General features: G+C 43.2%; 20 protein-coding genes. 14 read left to right on the top strand and 6 right to left on the bottom strand.

All coding sequences use genetic code 11. The features are described 5' to 3' along the window. Nucleotides 1-2 precede the first annotated feature (2 nt). On the top strand, nt 3-1325 hold the full coding sequence (gene der, locus SKC37_RS05535) for a ribosome biogenesis GTPase Der (protein ID WP_377980534.1): 1323 nt from the start codon (nt 3-5) through the stop codon (nt 1323-1325). Here the strand turns inward: der and SKC37_RS05530 are convergent. After that, a complete protein-coding gene (locus tag SKC37_RS05530; RefSeq protein WP_377980533.1) occupies nt 1305-2342 on the bottom strand; it encodes a WD40/YVTN/BNR-like repeat-containing protein in 1038 nt (345 codons plus the stop codon). The two genes, der and SKC37_RS05530, sit on opposite strands and share 21 nt — an antisense overlap. A 92-nt stretch (nt 2343-2434) precedes the next feature. Between SKC37_RS05530 and SKC37_RS05525 the strand changes: the two genes are divergently transcribed. Then, nucleotides 2435-4105, top strand: a complete 1671-nt coding sequence (locus tag SKC37_RS05525) for a glutamine--tRNA ligase/YqeY domain fusion protein (protein ID WP_377980532.1) — start codon at nt 2435-2437, stop codon at nt 4103-4105. Here the strand turns inward: SKC37_RS05525 and ftsY are convergent, their stop codons facing one another. The 3 genes from ftsY to rpmG all read right to left on the bottom strand — a co-directional run bounded on the left by ftsY (nt 4106) and on the right by rpmG (nt 5527). Continuing rightward, nucleotides 4106-5083, bottom strand: coding sequence for a signal recognition particle-docking protein FtsY (ftsY, locus tag SKC37_RS05520; RefSeq protein ID WP_377980531.1), 978 nt, complete (start codon nt 5081-5083; stop codon nt 4106-4108). It abuts the gene before it with no gap. A gap of 100 nt (nt 5084-5183) precedes the next feature. Beyond that, nucleotides 5184-5336 carry a DUF4295 domain-containing protein gene (locus tag SKC37_RS05515; RefSeq protein WP_109324168.1) on the bottom strand — a complete coding sequence of 51 codons (153 nt, stop codon included), beginning with the start codon at nt 5334-5336 and terminating at the stop codon, nt 5184-5186. 8 nt (nt 5337-5344) lie between these two features. Next, on the bottom strand, nt 5345-5527 hold the full coding sequence (rpmG, locus tag SKC37_RS05510) for a 50S ribosomal protein L33 (protein WP_130895329.1): 183 nt from the start codon (nt 5525-5527) through the stop codon (nt 5345-5347). Between the two features lie 134 nt (nt 5528-5661). On the opposite strand from rpmG, the gene SKC37_RS05505 reads away from it, so the two are divergent. The 7 genes from SKC37_RS05505 (at nt 5662) to lon (ending at nt 14097) form a co-directional block, all read left to right on the top strand. Then, nucleotides 5662-6876, top strand: a complete 1215-nt coding sequence (locus SKC37_RS05505; protein WP_377980530.1) for an NADH-quinone oxidoreductase subunit D — start codon at nt 5662-5664, stop codon at nt 6874-6876. Between the two features lies 1 nt (nt 6877). Then, the gene (locus SKC37_RS05500) at nt 6878-7855 is read left to right on the top strand and encodes a polyprenyl synthetase family protein (RefSeq protein WP_377980529.1); all 978 of its coding nucleotides are present in this window, start codon (nt 6878-6880) and stop codon (nt 7853-7855) included. A 17-nt stretch (nt 7856-7872) separates the two neighbouring features. Further along, a complete protein-coding gene (locus SKC37_RS05495; RefSeq protein ID WP_377980528.1) occupies nt 7873-8487 on the top strand; it encodes a rhomboid family intramembrane serine protease in 615 nt (204 codons plus the stop codon). After that, nucleotides 8484-9644, top strand: coding sequence for a 1-deoxy-D-xylulose-5-phosphate reductoisomerase (locus tag SKC37_RS05490; RefSeq protein ID WP_377980527.1), 1161 nt, complete (start codon nt 8484-8486; stop codon nt 9642-9644). The genes SKC37_RS05495 and SKC37_RS05490 overlap by 4 nt, the downstream gene beginning before the upstream one ends. A 6-nt stretch (nt 9645-9650) precedes the next feature. Beyond that, nucleotides 9651-11042, top strand: coding sequence for an RIP metalloprotease RseP (rseP, locus tag SKC37_RS05485; protein WP_377980526.1), 1392 nt, complete (start codon nt 9651-9653; stop codon nt 11040-11042). After that, on the top strand, nt 11043-11522 hold the full coding sequence (locus tag SKC37_RS05480; RefSeq protein ID WP_377980525.1) for a DUF6702 family protein: 480 nt from the start codon (nt 11043-11045) through the stop codon (nt 11520-11522). 79 nt (nt 11523-11601) lie between these two features. Further along, on the top strand, nt 11602-14097 hold the full coding sequence (lon, locus tag SKC37_RS05475; protein WP_130895322.1) for an endopeptidase La: 2496 nt from the start codon (nt 11602-11604) through the stop codon (nt 14095-14097). On the opposite strand, the gene SKC37_RS05470 is transcribed toward lon, so the two are convergent. Further along, the gene (locus tag SKC37_RS05470; protein ID WP_377980523.1) at nt 14058-15980 is read right to left on the bottom strand and encodes a RecQ family ATP-dependent DNA helicase; all 1923 of its coding nucleotides are present in this window, start codon (nt 15978-15980) and stop codon (nt 14058-14060) included. The two genes, lon and SKC37_RS05470, sit on opposite strands and share 40 nt — an antisense overlap. 99 nt (nt 15981-16079) lie before the next feature. On the opposite strand from SKC37_RS05470, the gene SKC37_RS05465 reads away from it, so the two are divergent. From SKC37_RS05465 to SKC37_RS05445, 5 genes are all read left to right on the top strand, one after another. Next, nucleotides 16080-17543, top strand: coding sequence for a DUF4301 family protein (locus tag SKC37_RS05465; RefSeq protein ID WP_377980521.1), 1464 nt, complete (start codon nt 16080-16082; stop codon nt 17541-17543). 184 nt (nt 17544-17727) lie between these two features. Continuing rightward, a complete protein-coding gene (gene uxuA, locus SKC37_RS05460) occupies nt 17728-18918 on the top strand; it encodes a mannonate dehydratase (protein ID WP_377980519.1) in 1191 nt (396 codons plus the stop codon). Nucleotides 18919-19058: 140 nt separating this feature from the next. Next, nucleotides 19059-19463 (top strand): 30S ribosomal protein S12, encoded by a 405-nt coding sequence (gene rpsL / locus SKC37_RS05455; protein WP_377980517.1) that lies wholly within the window; start codon nt 19059-19061, stop codon nt 19461-19463. A gap of 70 nt (nt 19464-19533) precedes the next feature. Further along, nucleotides 19534-20001, top strand: coding sequence for a 30S ribosomal protein S7 (gene rpsG, locus SKC37_RS05450; RefSeq protein ID WP_130895318.1), 468 nt, complete (start codon nt 19534-19536; stop codon nt 19999-20001). A gap of 144 nt (nt 20002-20145) precedes the next feature. After that, the gene (locus SKC37_RS05445) at nt 20146-20553 is read left to right on the top strand and encodes an RrF2 family transcriptional regulator (protein WP_130895317.1); all 408 of its coding nucleotides are present in this window, start codon (nt 20146-20148) and stop codon (nt 20551-20553) included. A gap of 10 nt (nt 20554-20563) precedes the next feature. On the opposite strand, the gene SKC37_RS05440 is transcribed toward SKC37_RS05445, so the two are convergent. Further along, nucleotides 20564-21289: an RluA family pseudouridine synthase gene (locus tag SKC37_RS05440; protein WP_377980516.1), complete on the bottom strand. Its 726-nt coding sequence runs from the start codon at nt 21287-21289 to the stop codon at nt 20564-20566. Nucleotides 21290-21678: the final 389 nt, after the last annotated feature.

Here is a 21678-nt window from a genome sequence, read left to right as displayed (position 1 = left end):
GAATGTCAAATATTATTGCAATTGTGGGGCGTCCCAATGTAGGGAAATCTACTTTGTTCAATCGCTTGATCGAACAAAAGAAGGCTATCATGGACAACATGTCTGGGGTGACGCGCGACCGCCATTATGGTTACGGTCAATGGACAGGACGTTTCTTCACCGTGATTGATACGGGAGGATACGTGCATGGATCCGAAGATAAATTTGAAGGAGCAATACGCGAGCAGGTAGAATTAGCCATTGAAGAATCGGCGGTATTATTGTTCGTGGTAGATTGTTCTACGGGTTTAACGGATTTAGATAAGGATTTTGCGAACGTTTTACGTCGTTCTAAGAAACCCGTTATTTTGATCGCGAACAAAGCCGATACACACGAGAAGGCTTATGCTGCAGCTGAATTTTACGAATTAGGTTTAGGTGATCCCTTTGCGATTGCCGCTGAAAGTGGAAGTGGTACAGGTGATATGCTCGATGCGATGGTTTCTCATTTCAAGGATGAAGGAATCGAAAATCCAGAATTAGGCATTCCACGCGTGGCGATCTTAGGTCGTCCAAACGTAGGAAAGTCCTCTTTTTTGAATGCTATCCTAGGTAAAGATCGGTCAATTGTAACGGATGAGGCTGGAACCACGCGGGATGCGATTCAAAATCACTACACGATGTTTGGGAAAGATTTCATCATCACAGATACGGCTGGTATTCGCCGAAAAGCACGTATCGACGATAACATCGAGTATTACTCTGTTTTGCGTTCGATGAAAGCTTTAGAGGAATGCGATGTGGCGATAATCATCATCGATGCGACGACCATTGATCCATTAACCGGATTAGAGGCGCAGGATATGAACATTGTCAGCATGGCGGACAAGGCGAAGAAAGGAATTGTATTGATGATTAATAAGTGGGATTTAGTGGCGAAAGACACGAATACTGCGATTCAATTAGAGAAAGCGATTAAGGAACGTATGGCACCGTTGAATTATATGCCAGTGATCTTTACTTCGGTCATGGAGAAGAAGCGTATCTTCCAAGCGTTAGAATTAATGCTTAAAGTGTACGAAAACCGTACACAGAAGATTTCAACGTCGAAATTGAACGATGTGATGCTAGATGTGATCGCGAGTTATCCGCCACCCGCTTGGAAAGGAAAGTACATTAAGATTAAATACTGTACGCAGGTTTCCACCCCGTATCCGACGTTCATTTTCTTCTGCAATTTACCGCAGTATATCAAGGAAAGTTACGAGCGTTACTTAGAAAACCAGATGCGTAAAGCATTCGATTTAGAAGGAACGCCTATTTCTTTATTCTTTAGAAAGAAATAGTTGCTGTATTTGGGAGAGGCTAATGAAACCGATTTGGCCTCTTCCACCTACACCGTAGATCCGATCCCCCACCTGACAAATGTTGTGGTAGGGACTTTTACCTAAACTAATCCAACGCTTCTTCATAGGGTCAAAAGCCGAGCTCTCTGCCGGCCCAGATATAATCCAATACGGCGCTGCCCACAGCATTTTTTCGACATAATACCCAGGTGCACCAGCGACTGGAGACCAAGTCATCCCGCCATCTTTACTTTCTAAAACTGGTACGGGCCCCTCTTTAATGCGGGAATAATTTCCACCAGCGATCCATAAGTTCTTCGGATTGCGAACACCTAGACCAAAAAAACCGGTTCCTTCGCCGCCAGGTATTTCCGCAAAAATGCTTTCCCAATGTAGCGCATCCTTACCGTACATGACCCTTGCTTTTTCGCCGCCTCCGGTTACGATATAATAGCCCTTTTTTGTTTTTTGTAAACTAGATCCACTGGCTGCAAAGGCAGCTTCCCCTTGTTGCAAGGCTGGATGATTCATAGGGTTCAATACTTCGTAGTTGCGTCCTTTATCGCGTATGCGAATTAAGCCATAGAATGGGCCCGCAGGATCGGACAAAACCAATCCTTGGTTGCCCTCCCAAAGAATGGCATCAAAGAAATAGCCTTTCTCCTTGATTTGGAAGGCTAATTTCCAGCTTTTTCCTCCATTCTCTGTGCGGAAAATCTTGGCTGCGCCATTCTCTGCCGGGCCAGCGCTCATCAATAAGACGGTATTTTCGTCGAGTATCGCTAGGTCTCGGAAGTCTAAAGAATCAGCTTCTGGAACTTGTGAAATCATAAAGTGTTCGCCTCCGTCACTTGAGTGAATGACGGTTCCACGGGTTCCGCCTATCCAAATGTGTGAACCGTAGGATCGAATGGCTCTAAAGGAGGCTTTCGTGTCTAAGTTGAGCGATTTCCATTGGCCGAAGCTTTGGAAAGCGCCTAAAAATAGGAGGGCGAAGAGTAGGATGTGTTTTCTCATAGGTATATCGGTCTGCAAATTACGGATTTTGGCAAATAATGTTTATTTTTGAACCTTACAGCTCAAATTTATTCGTCGACACGGAATTATACATGGAAGAATTAAAACCCAAATCACTTAATTTCTTAGAAGAAATCGTTCAGGAAGGCATCGCGTCTGGAAAATACGCACAAGGTATTCTGACTCGTTTTCCACCTGAGCCGAATGGCTATTTGCACATCGGTCACGCGAAGAGTATTTGCTTGAATTTTGGGTTGGCTCAGCGTTTTGGCGGAGGGACGAATTTGCGTTTTGATGATACAAATCCGGTGACAGAGGAAACAGAATATGTGGAATCGATTAAGAAGGATGTTTCCTGGTTAGGATTTACTTGGGCAAATGAATTATATACGTCAGATTATTTCGAAGATTTATACCAATTCGCAGAGAAGTTAATCACGCTTTCCTTTGCCTATGTAGATGATTCGACGGCAGCAGAGATCGCAGCCCAAAAAGGAACGCCTACCACACCGGGTACGCACAGTCCTTTCAGAAACCGCAGTGTAGAAGAGAATTTGACCTTATTCCGTGACATGCGCGCGGGAAAATATGCGGACGGCGAGAAGGTGCTAAGAGCAAAAATTGACATGGCGCATCCGAACATGCACATGCGTGATCCGTTGATGTATCGCATTCGCCATGTGAAACACCACCGTTCTGGAGACAAATGGTGCATCTATCCGATGTACGATTTTGCTCACGGACAAAGTGATTCCATCGAAGAAATCACCCATTCTATTTGTACTCTAGAATTCGACGTTCACCGTCCATTATACGATTGGTTTTTAGATAAATTAGGGATTTTCCCATCTCATCAATATGAATTCGCACGTTTGAACTTGTCCCACACGGTGATGAGCAAGCGAAAATTATTGCAGTTAGTGAACGAAAAAGTGGTGAATGGCTGGGATGATCCCCGTATGCCTACAATTTCAGGTTTACGTAGACGTGGTTTTACACCTGCATCTATTCGCAATTTCTGCGAGCGTATCGGAGTAGCGAAGCGTGATAATTTGATCGATTTAAGCTTGTTGGAATTCTGTATTCGCGAGGATTTAAATAAGTCTGCTGATCGCGTGATGGCCGTCTTAGATCCGATTAAATTAGTAATCACGAACTATCCAGCCGATAAAACGGAAGATTTGCAGATTGAAAATAATCCAGAAGCCGAGGTAATCACGAAGCGTTCGGTTCCATTCTCCAATGAATTATACATTGAGCGCGATGATTTCATGATCGATCCGCCTAAGAAATTTTTCCGTTTAGGCGTAGGATTGCAGGTGCGTTTGAAAGGAGCTTATATCGTGACGTGTACGGATTTCAAAACGGATTCGGCTGGCAATGTGACGGAAGTGCATGCAGAATATATTCCAGAAAGTAAGTCTGGGCAAGATACGAGTGGTGTTTCCGTGAAAGGAACGATTCACTGGGTATCCGTGGCTCATGCAGTAGAAGCGGAGGTTCGTAACTTTGACCGCTTATTGATCGTGGAAGATGCGTCTGAATTAGGTGATGATTTCTTGAAATTTATCAATCCTGAATCACTTCAAATTGTACCTAAAGTCTATGTGGAGCCAGGGCTGAAAGCAGCGAAAGAGGGCCAAGCCTTACAGTTTATCCGCAAGGGTTATTATAGCTTAGATCCGGATTCTACTTCGGAAAAGCTCGTATTTAACCGCACGGTTACCTTAAAAGATACCTGGGCAAAAGAAAAGGCTAAATAATTATTTCTTCGCGAAAAGCGAATCCACGAACGTGGTCTTGTTGAATACTTGGAGATCGGAGATTTTTTCCCCCACTCCAATGTATTTAACTGGAATCTTGAACTGATCTGAAATACCGATCACTACCCCACCTTTAGCCGTGCCATCTAGTTTTGTAATCGCTAAGGAGGTAATCTCTGTTACTTTAGTGAACTCTTGGGCTTGGATAAACGCATTTTGGCCTGTTGATCCGTCCAAAACAAGCATCACTTCATGTGGTGCTTCTGGGATGAATTTTTGAATGACGCGTTTGATTTTACCTAGTTCGGTCATCAAGTTGACCTTAGTATGCAAACGACCTGCCGTATCGATTATCACGATATCCGCATTCATATCCACCGCTTGTTTTACGGCATCATAAGCCACAGCTGCAGGATCCGTATTCATTCCGTGATCAATCACCGGAATGCCTACGCGTTCACCCCATAGCTTCAATTGATCTACTGCTGCAGCACGGAAAGTATCTGCGGCGCCTAATACGACCTTTAATCCATTTTGGTGAAATTGAGAGGCTAACTTGCCAATGGTCGTGGTTTTACCCACTCCATTTACGCCCACCACCATGATGACATAGGGCTTTTGCTTTGGTTCAGCAAAGGCGTTCTCTAAAGAAGATGATTGGTTTTCCTCTAAAAGGGCTGCCACTTCTTCCCGTAATACCTTGTCTAATTCTTCTGTTGAAACGTATTTATCGCGTTCAACACGGCGCTCGATACGCTCAATAATCTTCAATGTGGTAGCTACACCCACATCTGATGTTAATAAAATCTCCTCTAATTCATCTAAAACCTCCTCATCTACTTTCGATTTTCCCACCACCGCACGGCCGATTTTAGAGAATAATCCGGACGAAGTTTTCTCTAAACCTTGCTCTAATGCTTGAATTTCTTCTTGCTGCTGCGGTTCTGGTTTCTTTTTAAAAAAATCGAATAATCCCATGGGGTGTGTTGTATTTCGATACGAAGGTAATGAAAATAAAAAAAGTCCCTCCAAGAAGGGACTTCAATTTTTTAAAGATAGGTAAACGGGTATTGAAAAATTAGTTTTTCAATGCAGCGTTAACTTCATCTTGAAGGATGATTTCTTCTTTGAACGTATAAGCTCCTGTTGTAGGATTCTTAACCGCCTTAATGATCTTAGCGTACTTAACGCCGCCTTCTTTCTTCAGAGTTGCAACTACTTTCTTAGCCATGGGTCAACCTATTTAATTTCTTTATGTAAAGTAACTTTTTTCAAAACAGGATTGTATTTTCTTAACTCAATACGTGCTGTTGTGTTTTTACGATTTTTCGTAGTGATGTAACGAGACATGCCTGGTAAACCAGTTTCTTTGTGCTCAGTGCATTCTAAGATAACTTGAATGCGATTTCCTTTCTTTGCCATAATAGATAAATCTTTTATCCGCCTCTGCTCGAAACGGAATGCAAAGGTAGAAGAATTTCTTTTTTTCCCAAAGCCTTTGCTAAAAATAGATAGAAAAATTTATTTTTACCCGTTAGATTTACCATTTTTGCTTAATGAATCCCATCCAGTACCAATTTCTTCCAGAAAATTTCGAGAATTCTGACCCGAATAAATTTCGGTTAGAGGATCTGAAATCGGAGGAAATGATCATTTCGTTGGGACCTCAACACCCTTCGACCCACGGGGTCCTTCGTTTAGAAGTGATTTCGGATGGGGAATGGATCAAAGAAGTTGTTCCGCATTTAGGGTATTTACACCGTTGTTTCGAGAAGCATGCGGAGGCTTTGCCTTTTAACCAAATCATTCCCTACGTGGATCGTTTGGACTATATGGCGGCCATGAACTCGGAGCATGCCTATGTGATGGCGGTGGAAAAGATGCTGGATTTGACGGGAAAATTGCCCAAACGCATTGAATACATTCGTGTCCTCGTAGCAGAATTAAACCGGATTGCCTCGCACTTTGTGGCGATTGGGACCTATGGTCTGGATATTGGTGCTTATACCCCTTTCTTGTGGTTAATGCGGGATCGCGAAGACATTCAACGGCTGTTAGAATGGCTATCAGGTGCACGCATGTTGTATAATTATGTGTGGGTGGGAGGATTGTTCTATGATTTGCCTTTGGGCTTTGAAGAAAAGGTTCAGGAATTAGTGCCGGTTATCAAGAACACCATTAAAGAAGTAAAACAATTAGTAGAAGATAATAGTATATTCATTAAGAGAACCGCGAATGTAGGCGTTTTACCTCTGAATTCGGCAATTAATTATGGATGTACCGGTCCGGTGTTGCGGGGTTCTGGCTTGCCTTTTGATCTGCGCCGCATCGATGCCTATTCGGTGTATCCGGAATTAGATTTCGATATTCCGGTAGGAGAGGGTGCGATGGGTATGGTAGGCGATTGCTGGGATCGAAATCATGTCAGGATTCGCGAATGCGAGGAATCGCTACGGATTATAGAACAATGTATCGTGGCCTTACTAGGGGATGAGAAAAGGACGCGGGAGTTTGATCCTCAGGCTTTGGTCCCTAAAAAAATCCGTCCTAAAGCGATGGATGCCTATGTGAGAGCTGAAAATCCGAAAGGAGAACTCGGTTTCTATATTCGTACCGATGGTCGCTCGGATATTCCACAACGCTTGAAAGTGCGCGCTTGCTCTTTCCACCACCTTTCCGTGTTGCCTTATTTGGCCAAAGGAACGTATTTAGCAGATTTAGTAGCCATTATCGGATCCTTGGATTTAGTGATGGGCGAAGTAGATAGATAAGATGAACAAAGCATTTTTAGCAGCCCTCGAAGAGGAAATCAGTCGTTTAGATATAGGCCAAAACCCTAGCGAACTTTACGACCCCATCCATTACCTCCTAAGTTTAGGAGGCAAGCGGATTCGCCCTGTTCTTTGTTTATTGACTTATTCCCTGTTCAAATCCGACTGGGAAAAACAAGTTCCTGCGGCATTATCGGTCGAAATTTTCCACAATTTCACCTTGATGCACGATGACATCATGGACAAAGCTCCTCTACGTCGTGGCAAGCAAACGGTCCACGAAAAATGGAACGATAATATCGCCATTTTATCCGGTGACGTGATGCTGGTGAATGCTTACCAATACTTGAATAAGGTACAAGGCTTGAGCTTAGAGGCTTTTCAACATTTATTAGGTCGACTATCCCGTATCGCCGCAGAAGTGTGCGAGGGGCAGCAATTCGATATGAATTTTGAAAGTCGTGACGATGTGACAGTGGAAGAATATATCGAAATGATTCGCTTGAAAACGTCGGTCTTGATTGGCTTTTCGATGGAAATGGGTGGTTTACTCGCTTCAGCGCCTGCTGAGGTTTCAAATTCCTTATACCTCATCGGCGAAACCATCGGTCTCGGATTTCAATTAAAGGATGATTTATTAGATGTGTATGGCGATCCAGAAAAATTTGGGAAGCAACCGGGCGGAGATATTTTGGCCAATAAAAAAACCTATTTACTGATAAAAGCATTCGAAAAAGCGACGGGTTCCACGCTTGAGGACTTAGAAAAATGGGTAGCAGCTACGGAATATGACGCGTCGGAAAAAGTACAAGCGGTCACGGCGATCTATGATTCTTTGGGGCTGAAAGCGGAAACGGAAGCGGTCATCGCCTCCTATTTCGATGCAGCCTTTACGGAAATTCAATCTTTAGCCATTTCCGATGAGCAAAAATCAGCCTTGGTAAAGTTTATGAGTGGGTTGGTTGATCGAGAAGTTTAACGTAGTTTTGTTCTTATATGGTCTCGATTTTACTTATCGCACTAACGATTATCATTTCCCTGGTGGCTTGGCAAAAGCCAGACTTGATGGGTAAAATGCTCATGAATCCATACCGGATTCAACACCGTAACGAATATTGGCGTTTTGTGAGCTCGGGATTTATCCATGCGGATTTCACCCACTTGTTTTTTAACCTATTCTCTTTCTTCTTTTTTGGGGTTCAATTAGAACGGATATTTAATCAGCTATTCCCCACATTTGCATCGGAACTCTATATTCTTTTTTATGTTTTAGCTATTGTCGCAGCTGATTTTCCCACATTTAATAAACATAAAAATAATCCCAACTATAACTCTTTAGGTGCTTCTGGCGCAGTTTCTGCGGTGATTTTTGCCGGCATTTTGTTTTTCCCGTTAGAGCCAATTTATCTTTTTGGCGTTCTTAAAATCCCGGGGATCATTTATGCTGGATTATTTACTTGGTACTCTATAGAAATGGATAAACGCAGTCGTGATTTTGTAAATCATAGTGCTCATTTATATGGAGGCTTGTTTGGGATTATGGCGATGACCTTGTTGTATCCGAAAGTGTGGATCAGTTTTGTGGAACAAATAATGTCCTTGCTGCGATGAAAAGAATTGCGATTTTAGGTAGTACGGGTTCCATTGGGACACAAGCCTTGGAGGTGATTGCGGAGCATCCGTCCGAGTTTTCTGTTGAGGTCTTAACCGCCCAAAACCAGGCCGATCTTCTCATTACACAAGCCTTAGCCTGGAAACCGGCTCATGTTGTCATTGGTAATGCAGCGAAATATGCGGAGGTTAAAGCAGCTTTATCAGGAACTGAAATCCAAGTACATAGTGGTGCTCAAGCTCTAGAAGAAGTTGTTACCCTCGATTCTGTCGATATTGTTTTGACAGCTTTAGTAGGTTACGCAGGCCTTTTGCCTACCGTGAAAGCTATTAAAGCAGGAAAGCCAATTGCCTTAGCGAATAAAGAAACTTTAGTCGTGGCAGGAGCGCTGATTATGCCCCTTGCTCGGGAGATGGGTGTGCCCATTTTGCCCGTTGATTCAGAACATTCGGCCATTTTCCAATGCCTGGTGGGAGAATCGCACAACCCGATTGAAAAAGTGATTTTAACGGCTTCTGGTGGGCCTTTTAGAGGTTTTAGCCGGGAGCAATTAGCCCAGGTAACGCGGGCACAAGCGTTGAAACATCCGAATTGGTCGATGGGCGCGAAGATCACCATTGATTCGGCTAGTTTGATGAATAAGGGTTTGGAGGTGATCGAGGCAGCTTGGTTATTTGACGTAAAACCCTCAGAAATCGAAGTAGTTGTACATCCCCAATCCATTGTACACTCTTTAGTGCAGTTTACCGATGGATCGATCAAGGCACAGCTAGGTTTGCCAGATATGAAATTGCCCATTCAGTTTGCATTAGGTTATCCGAATCGAATGAATGCGAGTTTCCCCCGTTTTGATTTTAGACAGTATCCATCCTTGACATTTGAGCAGGCAGATACGCAGACTTTCCGTAATTTAGGGCTTGCTTTTCAGGCTTTAGATAATGGAGGAAACCAAGCCTGTTTATTAAATGCGGCGAATGAGGTGGCAGTGGCGGCCTTTTTGGAAGATCAAATTGGTTTTTTAGCCATGTCAGATTTGAACGAATATTGTATGAATCAGGGAACTTTTGTCGCAAATCCAACATTAGAGGATTACATTGAAAGTGATAAATTAAGTAGAGAGTTAGCCCAAGAATGGGTAAATAAAAATAGAAAATAGCGAATTATGGAAGGTTTAGTGATGGCAGGGCAATTGATTTTAGGGTTGTCAATTTTAGTAACATTGCATGAGTTTGGACATTTTATTACCGCCAAATGGTTTAAGATGCGCGTCGAAAAGTTCTATCTCTTCTTCGACTTCATGTTTCCGATTCCGACGCTTTTAAACTTCGCTTTATTCAAAAAGAAAGTAGGGGATACAGAATATGGTTTAGGCTGGTTCCCTTTAGGTGGTTACGTTTCCATCGCTGGAATGATTGATGAAACGCAAGATGCAGCGACTCTAGCGAAAGACCCAGAGCCCTGGGAATTCCGCGCAAAACCCGCTTGGCAGCGCCTAATCGTGATGCTAGGTGGTGTTATCGTCAATATTATTACGGGTGTTGTTATCTTCGTTTGTTTGACCTATTCGAATGGAAACAACTTCATTTCGAAAGAGGAATTAAACAAGAATGGTATTGTGGCCTTAGATTTAGGCAAGCAAATTGGCTTAAAAACGGGGGATAAAATCATTCGCGTCAATGGAGCTGATTACAAGCAGTTATCTGATTTGCGTGCTTCAGATGTATTATTAGGGGAAAATTCGTCTTATACCGTACAGCGTGGAAATCAAACGGTGGAGATTAAAATCCCATCGAACTTCATCGAAAAGTTAAGCGATAAGAAGGCTGCTTTCATCGAACCGATGGCTGCGTTCAAAGTAGCAGAAGTAGCAGCGCCGGAAGAGCCTGGTATTATGGATAAATTCTCTTCCTCCAAACCAGCCGAATTATTGCCAGCTTATGCGGCAGGATTGAAAAAAGGCGATGTGATAACCTCCGTAAACGCGAGTCCAGTGCATTTCTACCACGAGGTAAAAGAGTTATTGACTAAAGAGGCGGGCAAACAGATTCGTTTGGGCATCTTGCGCGGAGGCGTAGCTGATACCTTGTCGATGCAGGTGGCTTCATCAGGTCAAATCGGATTTATTCCAGAGATGTTAATCAAAACAACACACGAAGATTATTCTTTTGGTGAAGCAGCGAGTATCGGAACGGGTCGTGCATTTTCGGTGATTTCGGATAATATCAAAGGTTTCAAGAAAATCGCGTCGGGGGATGTTTCAGCATCTAAAGCACTAAGTGGTCCTATCGGAATTGCCCAAATGTTCGGCGGTGTGTGGGATTGGAATCGTTTCTGGATGCTAACAGGTTTGTTATCGATGGCTTTGGCCTTCATGAATATCTTGCCTATTCCTGCCTTGGATGGTGGACATGCGATCTTCTTAATTTATGAAATGATTACAGGAAAGCCCGCATCTGAAAAAGTATTGGAAAAAGCACAGCAAGTGGGTATGATTATCTTGCTAGCCTTGATGGCCTACACGTTTGGGAATGATATATTCAAAGCCTTTTTCTAGTTGAAACTGCTGGTATTATTTTTTAGCCTACTTTTTCCAGAACTGCATCCTTTTCATAGTTCGGTGACTGAGATGAGTTATAATGCCAAAGAGCAAAGCTGGGAAATTAGCATTCGCCTTTTCCACGATGATCTAGAGCAAACGCTCAGCTCGAACTTGGGTAAAAAGTACCGAATGATTCCTGGTGATGTTGCTTCCGAAAAGGTCTTAGATGCCTATCTTCGCAAGCATTTTCGATTTCATGCAGGTAAACAAATTACGACTCCATACCGATGGCTCGGGACGGAGCAGCAACAAGAGGCAATTTGGGTCTATATTGAAATTCCTACCTCGTCAGACTTAGCAGGATCTTACCTTGAGAACTCGCTATTTTTAGACGAATTTGAAGACCAAACGAACCTCGTTTCCTGGTCATTTCAAGGCACGAAGAAATCCTACCTTTTTCGAAAAAGCCAAGAGGTACAACAATTATCAAGATAATCATACTGCCATCTTGACGTTTGGCATAAAAATTGATTAATATCGTCCGCTCAAGTGGAGCAGAATTTAAAAATGTGGTATGAATAATCCAAATGACCTTTTTAAGCATTTACAGCTTTCAGAGATGTCTGATTTTGAAAATATAGAATTGATCCCGATCGGGTCAGAAGGGATGGACAATGATGACAAAATGGGCGTTTTGTCAGACCAATTGCCTATCCTTCCCATTCGCAATATCGTTTTGTTTCCGGGTATGGTGATTCCGATTACGGTCTCTCGCCAAAAATCCGTTCGCCTTGTGAAGAAAGCTTACAAGGGCGATCGCACGATCGGTGTTTTAGTACAAGCTAATAATTCCAAAGACGAGCCTACGCCAGATGATTTGTACAAAATCGGAACGGTAGCACACATCGTGAAGATGTTCGTTCTTCCAGGAGGAAACACAACGATCATCGTCCAAGGCCGCAAGCGTTTTGAAGTAAGCGAATACATCAAAACGGAGCCGAATCTGTTAGCGCGTGTTTCCTATATCGAGGACACGTTCCCTAAGAAATTAAATAAGGAAAATAAGGCACTCGTTTCCACGCTGAAAGAGTGTGCTTTGAAGATATTAAACCTGAATCCAGAGATTCCTCGTGAGGCGCAAATCGCCTTAGATAACATCGAATCCTCTGCTTTTTTAGTGCACTTCCTTTCTTCGAATATCAATGCGGAATTGAAAGAAAAGCAGGCTTTGTTAGAAACCTTGGATGGGATTGAGCAAGCTACACATTTGCTGGAGCACATGTTGAAAGACATCCAGCATCTGGAGTTGAAGCGTGAGATTCAGAGCAAGGCTTCCAGTGACATTGACCAGCAACAACGCGACTACTACATTCGCCAGCAGATTAAAGTATTGCAGGAAGAATTAGGCGTGGAGAGTCCGGAGCAAGAATTGGACGGCCTGCGTGCGAAAGGAGCGAAGAAGAAATGGTCGAAAGAAGTAAATGATTTCTTCCAAAAAGAACTCTCGAAATTACAACGTACGAATTCGATGTCAGGGGAATATCCGATGTTGATGAATTACGTGGAATTGATTGCTGATTTGCCTTGGGGTGAATACACAAAAGATAATTTCGATCTGGTGAAGGCGAAGAAGGTGTTGGATGCGGATCATTTTGGCTTAGAAAAAGTAAAAGAACGGATCATCGAATACTTAGCGGTATTGAAGATGAAAGGGGATATGAAAGCGCCTATTTTATGCCTTTATGGCCCTCCAGGTGTGGGTAAGACGTCTTTGGGTCGTTCGATTGCCAAAGCTTTGGGACGTAAATACGTCCGTATGGCCTTAGGAGGACTGCGGGATGAGGCCGAAATCAGAGGTCACAGAAAAACCTATGTGGGCGCTATGCCGGGAAAGGTGATACAAAGCATTAAAAAAGCTGGGTCTTCTAATCCCGTTTTCATTTTAGATGAGATTGATAAAGTAGGTTCGGACCACCGTGGCGATCCGTCGTCTGCCTTATTAGAGGTGTTAGATCCTGAACAAAACAGTAGCTTCATGGATAATTACTTGGAGTGTGATTACGATCTATCTCGCGTGATGTTCATTGCAACGGCGAATAATTTAGATACGATTCATCCTGCTTTGCGCGATCGGATGGAGATTATCGAAGTGAGTGGCTACACGATGGAGGAGAAAGTCCAAATCGCGAAGAAGCACTTATTGCCTAAGCAGAAGAAAGAGCATGGTTTAGAGAAAGCGGAATTTGCGATGAATGATGGTGCTATCCAAAAAGTCATCGAGGGATATACCCGCGAGTCAGGTGTTCGTAAATTAGAACAAGAAATCGGTCGCGTGGTGCGCAAGATCACGAAATCCATTGCGATGGATCAAGACTATCCTCATAAAATAACGGCGACGGATGTCGTGAAATTATTGGGTCAAGAGCACTTTGATAAGGATACGTATGAAAACAACGAATACGCTGGAGTCGTAACTGGGCTAGCCTGGACACCGGTTGGTGGAGATATCTTATTTATTGAAACCTTATTGAACCGAGGGAAAGGCGTCTTGACACTTTCGGGTCAATTAGGTGATGTGATGAAGGAATCCGCTATGGCGGCATTAAGTTTCTTAAAGGCACATTCGGATGAATACGGCATTGATTACCGTATTTTTGACCAATACAATTTACACATTCACGTTCCAGCTGGAGCGGTACCCAAGGATGGTCCATCTGCGGGTATCACGATGTTAACGGCGATCGCTTCAGCTTTAACACAGCGCAAGGTGAAATCGAAACTAGCGATGACAGGCGAGATTACGCTTCGCGGTAAAGTTTTGCCTGTCGGTGGAATCAAGGAGAAAATTTTAGCGGCGAAAAGAGCGGGGATAAGAGAGATTATCATGTGCTCGAAGAACCGCAAAGATGTGGAAGAAATCGAGGCCCATTATATTTCGGATTTGAGCTTCCATTACGTGGACGACGCGAAAGAAGTATTGGCTTTAGCACTTTTAAAAGAGCAGGTGAAGAATCCAGTGAAATTTGTTTTTCAGGCAGAACCCATAGCAAGTTCGTCCGCGGCATTATAATGAATTTCGCCTAATTCAAGACTGAATTGAATAATGCGAAGCGCCTCAGTCGAAGCCAAAGGTCGGAGGCATTCCACTAGATCTTGAACGGATAAGGGTCCGTTTTTTAAATAAGTCAGAATCAATTTGCGTTCTGTTTCGAGGCCTTCGGGGATATTTTTCCCGGAGGCTTCTTTTTTCCGCTGCAAACAATGGTCGCATACCCCGCAAGAGGTCTTTAAAGACTCTCCAAAATACGAGGTAATCAAAAGCGTTCTACACGCCTCCGGATGTTTCACATAATGAATCATCGCATCAATCTTTTTCTTGGACCGTTCCTTTTTTCGTAGGTATTCAGCCCAGATGATGGGTAGGTTTTCGATGTTCGCCCGGGGCGTCAAAAAGACCAATTTAGGCAGGCCATTCTGTTTATCGTATTCGATTAATTCGAACTTCTCCAATAAAGCTAAATTGCGTTCTACCTCTGCGGGAGGAATCTTTATCTGGTGAGCAAAGTCCGCCTCAGAGATACTGACGAATTGGGTATATAAATTGCCACCATAAATACGAAGCAGCCCTTTTAGGAAAGATTCGAATTTCTCGTTTCTAATTTGAAAGTCGTATAGTTCGGTGGAGCTGACGATGAAGCGAATTTTGGAGGGATTTTGAAAGGCCTCGTTTAATAAAAGTAAACCTTCTGCTTCTAATGTCTTTAAGGCAAAATAGGTCTGAGAGCTAGGCAAGTTAAAGCGCTTGCACAAATCCATCCAATCGAAATCATAGCTTTGTAATTCGCCACTTCCTTCTGCAACCTGTAAATAATTAGAAACGGCTTGGTAAGTGCGTTTGATAGTTTCCGCCGTCGGAAATGATTTTTCCCATTGAGCGGTTAAATCCAATATGTCTTTTTCTTCGTATAAAATGGCCGCGTAGGCCTTTTTCTCGTCTCGACCCGCTCGGCCTGCTTCTTGGTAATACGCCTCGATGGTATCGGGTAAATCCAGGTGAACCACCAGGCGAACATCTGGTTTGTCGATTCCCATCCCGAAAGCATTGGTCGCCACGATGCAATCGATTTTACCCTCGATCCAGTCTTTTTGGCGCGTGCTTCTGACCTCACTTGGAAGACCGGCGTGGTAAAAAGTGCTGGAAATGCCGGCTTTAGAAAGCATATCGGAGATTTCCTGCGTCCGTCTTCTATTTCGTACATACACGATCGAAGAACCCGGAACGCGTTGCAACATAGTGCATAGCTTCTTTTCTTTGTCCGCTTCATAGAGGACGGAATAGGAGAGGTTAGCGCGGCTGAAACTTTTTTGGAATACGGCTGCGTTCTTGAATTGCAGCTTTTCTTGAATTTCTTGTTTTACTTCCTCGTTCGCGGAGGCCGTCAACGCGATGCACGGAACGCTCGGAATTAAGGCGCGAAACTCAGCAATCTCTAAATAAGGCGGTCTAAAATCGTGGCCCCATTGCGAAATACAGTGGGCCTCATCGATGACCAAGAGACTAATGTTCATCTGCTTCGCTCGCTCGATGAACAAATCCGTTTTTAAGCGTTCGGGAGAAACATAGAGGAATTTCGTATTGCCGTAAATACAGTTATCTAATAAAATGTCGATTTGACGTTTGCGCAGGCCAGAAAAAAGGGCTGTCGCGGGAATACCTCGGCGGTTTAATTGCGCTACCTGATCTTGCATCAAAGCAATCAAAGGCGTGATGACGATGCAAATTCCCGGCAAAGCGATGGCTGGCACCTGAAAACAAATGGACTTTCCTCCACCGGTGGGCAGTAAGGCCAGCGTATCCTTGCCATCCAGCACCGAGTGAATAATCTCCTCTTGCAGGGGCCTGAAAGCCGAATGCCCCCAGTATTTTTGCAATATGTCCTGAATGTCCGCCATCGTCTAAACAAATCTACCAAAAAAGAATGAACTCCTCCACCGGATTTTTAGGAATTCCTGAGAAGAAATCCTTATTTTTAGACACAAAAGAAAGCGCATATGTTATCAGACAAGGATTTAGCTCAATTATCGAAACGAGGAATTACGCCTGCGGAAATGAATCAACAAGTTGATTTTTTTAAATCCGGCTTCCCTTGGATGAATTTGGAAAAATCCGCCTCGATCGGGAATGGAATTTTTCAGTTTTCAGAAGAGCAACTCCAGGAATTCATCGTACGTTTTGATCAGCAAAAATCAGCGCTTTCCATTTTGAAGATGGTTCCTGCCTCCGGAGCGGCTACTCGGATGTTTAAATCACTATTCGAATGCTTGTCAACCGGCGAGGAAAACAAAGAATGCACCAAGTTTTTCGATGAGCTGGATCACTTTGCTTTTTATCCAGAGCTGAAAGAGTTGCTAGAATCAAATGATGACTCAGCGGAAATACTTAAAAAGTTACTTGGTTCCGCAGGAATGAATTATGGCCAAAAACCCAAAGGCTTGCTTTCTTTTCATTCCTATCCAGATGGAGCTAGAACCCCGTTAGAGGAACACATGGTGGAGGCAGCGGCTTATGCATCCAACGGTCAAAAAGCCCGCTTGCATTTCACCGTCTCCCCAGAACACCGCAGCGGTTTCGAGGATTTAGTGAAGAATCTCGTTCCCAAATGGGAGGCGAAAACCGGCATCCAATTCGAGATCACTTTCTCGGAACAAAAGCCTGCCACAGATACCATTGCCGTAAATCCGGACAATACCCTGTTCCGCGAAGCCGATGGATCCTTGCTCTTTAGACCAGCTGGCCATGGAGCGCTATTGGAGAATTTGAATGACCTGAAAGCTGATGTGATCTTCATTAAAAATATTGATAATGTGGTGCCCGATACCTTGAAACAGCCGACCATAGAATATAAAAAGGCTTTGGGGGGATTGTTGTTGTGGATTTTGGAGGGAATCGAACACCTAGATAAGCAATTGCAAGAGAATCCGTCAGAGACTACGATCAATGAGGCCTTACAAGAGATGGCCACCTATCTCGGTTTTGTGCCGGCGGCAGATTTTGCGTCTTTACCGCTAACAGATAAAGTAGCAATAATTCGCACCATTTTAGCCCGTCCTACACGCGTTTGTGGGGTGGTGAAAAATACGGGAGAGCCGGGAGGAGGCCCATTCTGGTGCCAAGATGCGAAAGGAAATTTCACACTGCAGCTCGTGGAATCCGCACAGATTGATATGAAAGAGGAAGCTCAAAAAGCCAAATTCCACCAAGCCTCTCACTTCAATCCAGTGGATTTAGTGTGCGCTACGCGCGGTTTGAACTTATTGAACTATCGCGATATGAATACGGGTTTTATCACAGATAAGACCAAAGACGGGAAAGAATTAAAGGCGATGGAATTGCCGGGACTTTGGAACGGAGCGATGTCAGATTGGAACACCCTTTTTGTGGAAGTGCCTTTAGAAACATTCAACCCGGTGAAAACGGTGACAGATTTAGTTAGGCCCGCACACCAAAACGGTTAGGCTATTTTTTGTTTGTAAAAAACTCCCTATTTTTGTCGCCCCTGAGAAAGAGATTTTAAAGGAAGTATATAAATGCTTGATTACAAAAACCTTGCCCGGTTTCCAGGCAAGGTTTTTTATTTGGCCTTATAATAGGTAAAATTGAGGGTGCAAAGCCTTTAATTAGGTAGTAAACAAAAAAACTATGGCTTTAGAACAAACGTGGAGGTGGTTTGGACCAAATGACCCCGTGAAATTATCTGATGTACGTCAAGCTGGCGCAACGGGTATTGTGAGTGCTCTACACCAAATTCCAAATGGAAAAGTGTGGGAGTTGCCCGATATTTTAGAGCGTAAAGCCATCATCGAAGCGGCTGGATTGAGCTGGTCCGTGATCGAAAGTATTCCAGTACACGAGGATATCAAAACGCGTTCAGGTAACTATAAGCAATACATCGAAAACTACAAAACGTCTTTGCGTAATGTAGGCGAGGCGGGTTTAGACGTGGTTTGTTATAATTTTATGCCCATTTTAGACTGGACAAGAACGGATTTAGATTTTCGTTTTCCAGATGGAAGTACAGGATTGCGCTTCGATGCAGCTGAATTCTGTGCCTTTGAATTGTTCTTATTAAAACGTCCAGGTGCAGAGCAGCATTACACAGTCGAGCAAATCGCAAGAGCTCAAAAATGGTTCGATGCATCCACTCAAGCACAACAAGAGAAATTAATCCGCAATATTATCGCCGGCTTACCCGGTTCTGAAGAGAGCTTCACGTTGAAGTCTTTCCAAGAAGCTTTAGATACTTATTCCGAAGTAGGGGAGAAGGAATTGCGAGAAAATCTATACGATTTCATTCGGGAGATCACGCCAGAAGCCGAGGAGGCTGGTGTCAATTTATCGATTCACCCAGATGATCCTCCGTATCCAATTTTGGGCTTGCCACGCGTGGTGAGTACAGAAAGCGATGCAGTTCAATTATTAAATGCCTACGAAAGCAACGTGAATGGATTGTGTTTCTGCACGGGAAGTTACGGAGTTAGAGAAGACAACGATTTAGTGGGCATGGTGGAGCGATTAGGTCACCGCATTAACTTCATTCACTTGCGGGCTACGCGCCGCGATCAATACGGCAATTTCCATGAAGCAGACCATCTAGATGGGGATGTGGATATGTTCGGGGTAATGAAAGGATTAGTGAATGAGCAGGACAAGCGCATTGCGTCTGGTCGCCGAGATTTCCGATTGCCATTCCGCCCAGATCACGGGCATCGAATGCTAGATGATTTACAAGAAGGAAAGAAGACGAATCCAGGCTACACGGCCATCGGTCGTTTACGCGGTTTAGCGGAGTTACGTGGTTTGGAAATGGGAATCCGCGGGTTTTTGAAATAATTTTCATTTTCCCCTTTTGATTTCTATATCTTATTGCTAACTTTGCACCCCCATTAGTGTGGGATAACTCTATCTTATTGAGTTTAACGCGCTTGCAGGGATTAAAAGAATTTTAAAATTTAAACGGTAATTATTCCAAAATGCCAACTATTCAGCAATTAGTGCGCAAGGGACGTGAGCAAATGACTTGGAAATCTAAGTCACCAGCTTTGGATTCTTGTCCACAAAGAAGAGGGGTTTGTACTCGTGTATACACGACTACTCCTAAAAAACCAAACTCAGCGATGCGTAAAGTAGCTCGTGTTCGCTTAACAAACCAAAAAGAGGTGAATGCCTACATTCCAGGTGAAGGTCACAACTTACAAGAGCACTCGATCGTATTGATCCGTGGTGGTCGTGTAAAAGACTTACCAGGTGTACGTTATCACATCATTCGTGGAGCTTTAGACACAGCCGGTGTTACTGGTCGTTTACAGTCTCGTTCGAAGTATGGTGCTAAACGTCCTAAACCAGGTCAAGCAGCTCCAACAGGTAAAAAGAAATAATTTATTAACAGAAAGATCCAGTATGCTTCGTTAAAGCAGAAGGTTGGGTCGATTTTAAAAAACTAACAACATGAGAAAGGCGAAACCAAAAAAGCGCTACGTATTGCCAGATCCTAAATTTAAGGATGTATTAGTAACTAAGTTTGTAAACAACTTAATGTACGATGGAAAGAAATCTACAGCATTTACCATCTTTTATGATGCGTTAGATAAAGTAGAGGAGCGTACAAAAGAAAACGGTTTAGAAACTTGGAAAAAAGCATTGAATAATGTGATGCCATCCGTGGAGGTTAAGAGCCGTCGCGTAGGTGGAGCAAACTTCCAAGTACCAACAGAAGTACGAGCTGAACGTAAAGTTTCATTGGGAATGAAGTGGTTAATCGGTTACGCGCGTAAGCGTGGTGACAAAACAATGATGGATCGCTTAGCGAACGAAATCATTGCAGCATCGAAAGGTGAGGGAGCAGCAGTGAAGAAGAAAGATGATACACACAGAATGGCAGAAGCGAACAAAGCGTTCTCTCACTTCCGTTTCTAATTCATTTGAATTACGTAAAAAGGCTAGCTCTCGAGTTAGCCTTTTTTTTTGCCCGAAAACTTGTCCTGGAACTAGTACTTAATCGAGCGGACTAATGGAGTATTCCTGAATTTTGTTTAGCTTTGATTCACAATCAACAACACTATGATTTCGAAGAAGGCAAAATATGCTTTAAAGGCTTTAAAAGTATTGGCGCAATCCTATGAGAAAGGCCCCTTATTGATTTCGCATATCGCGGAATCGGAGAAGATACCGAAGAAATTCCTCGAAGCGATTTTATTGGAATTACGTAATCACGGAATTTTACAGTCCCAAAAAGGGAAAGGCGGCGGTTATTACCTACGCATTCCTCCAGCGGAAGTTACTTTTGCAAAAATCATTCGGATTGTGGATGGCCCAATTGCACCAGCTTTGTGTGTTTCACTTCACTTCTATGGCAAATGTGATGACTGTGCTGACGAGGAAACGTGTCAGCTGAGAACGGTCTTGACAAAATGGCGAGATGCGAACTTATCCGTTTTAGAAAATACGACACTAGAGGAGCTTATGTAAGCTCCTTTTTTTATTCGTATAAGTGATCCAAGTTTTTCATCTTGAACTCGTCGTTATCTAATTCCAAAAACTCTTCCCAGAATGGATTCTCCGGAACAGACGCTTTGCAGATAATCGGCGTTTTCTTAATTGGATGGATGAAATACAAACGGCGTGCATGTAGATTAATGCTCGCATCTACGTTTGGTTTATCGTAACCATATTTGATATCGCCTCGAATGGGGCAATTTAAGGAAGCTAATTGTACGCGAATTTGGTGTGGTCTTCCCGTTATAGGCTCTACCTCTACTAAATAATGCAGATTGATTTTTCCCAAAATCTTATAATTCAACTCCGCCTTCAAGGCTTTGTGCTCTGGGTAATCATAGGCTGTAGTCGTATTCTTTGCCTCGTTCTTCAGCAACCAATGTGTTAACTTTCCTTTTTCTGGATAAGGCTTCTTGCGCGTCACTGCCCAATACGTTTTCTGGATATCCCGTTTACGGAACATTTCCATCATTCGTTCTAAGGCTTTCGAAGTGCGGGCGAAAATCACCAAACCACTGACCGGACGATCTAGGCGATGCACGGGGTGTAAGAATACTGCTCCAGGTTTTTGGTATTTTTCCTTGATATAGTCTTTTAAGACATCTGTCAGCGTCACATCTCCAGTACTATCGCCCTGTACGAGAATTCCTGCCCGTTTATTCACGATCAGGAGGTGATTGTCTTCGTATACGATATGATAGTCTTTCATGTTCTGTTAATTATATAGGCCAAAATATCTCCGCCTAATTCTCGCACAAAGGTAGGATTATTTCGCGATATGCGAATGACGCCAAAATATTTTAAAAATTCCTCGCTTGATTTTCAGTCATTTACGAGAAATACTTGAAAAAGTTTTGTTCATGATTTGTTAATAATAAAATAATCCTACATCTTTGCACTCCCAATCGCTAGGAACAAAAGGTTTCTAGGGCAAGACTGAGAGTAGATCAGGTGATTAAGTTCACGACAGAGCGGGTTGCTTTGTTTGATTTATTGGAGGTACAAGAGTTCTTTGACGTGTTGATAGAAATAAAGAAGAGATACTGTGTTTAAATCACAGTGTCGAAATAGTAGCATTCAAGACAAGGATAATGACAA

Origin of the sequence: Aquirufa esocilacus (assembly GCF_042715595.1) — a bacterium.
GTDB classification, from domain to species: Bacteria; Bacteroidota; Bacteroidia; order Cytophagales; family Spirosomataceae; genus Aquirufa; species Aquirufa esocilacus.
Note: the sequence above shows the minus strand (reverse complement) of the source record. Positions and strands in the feature narration are given on the sequence as shown.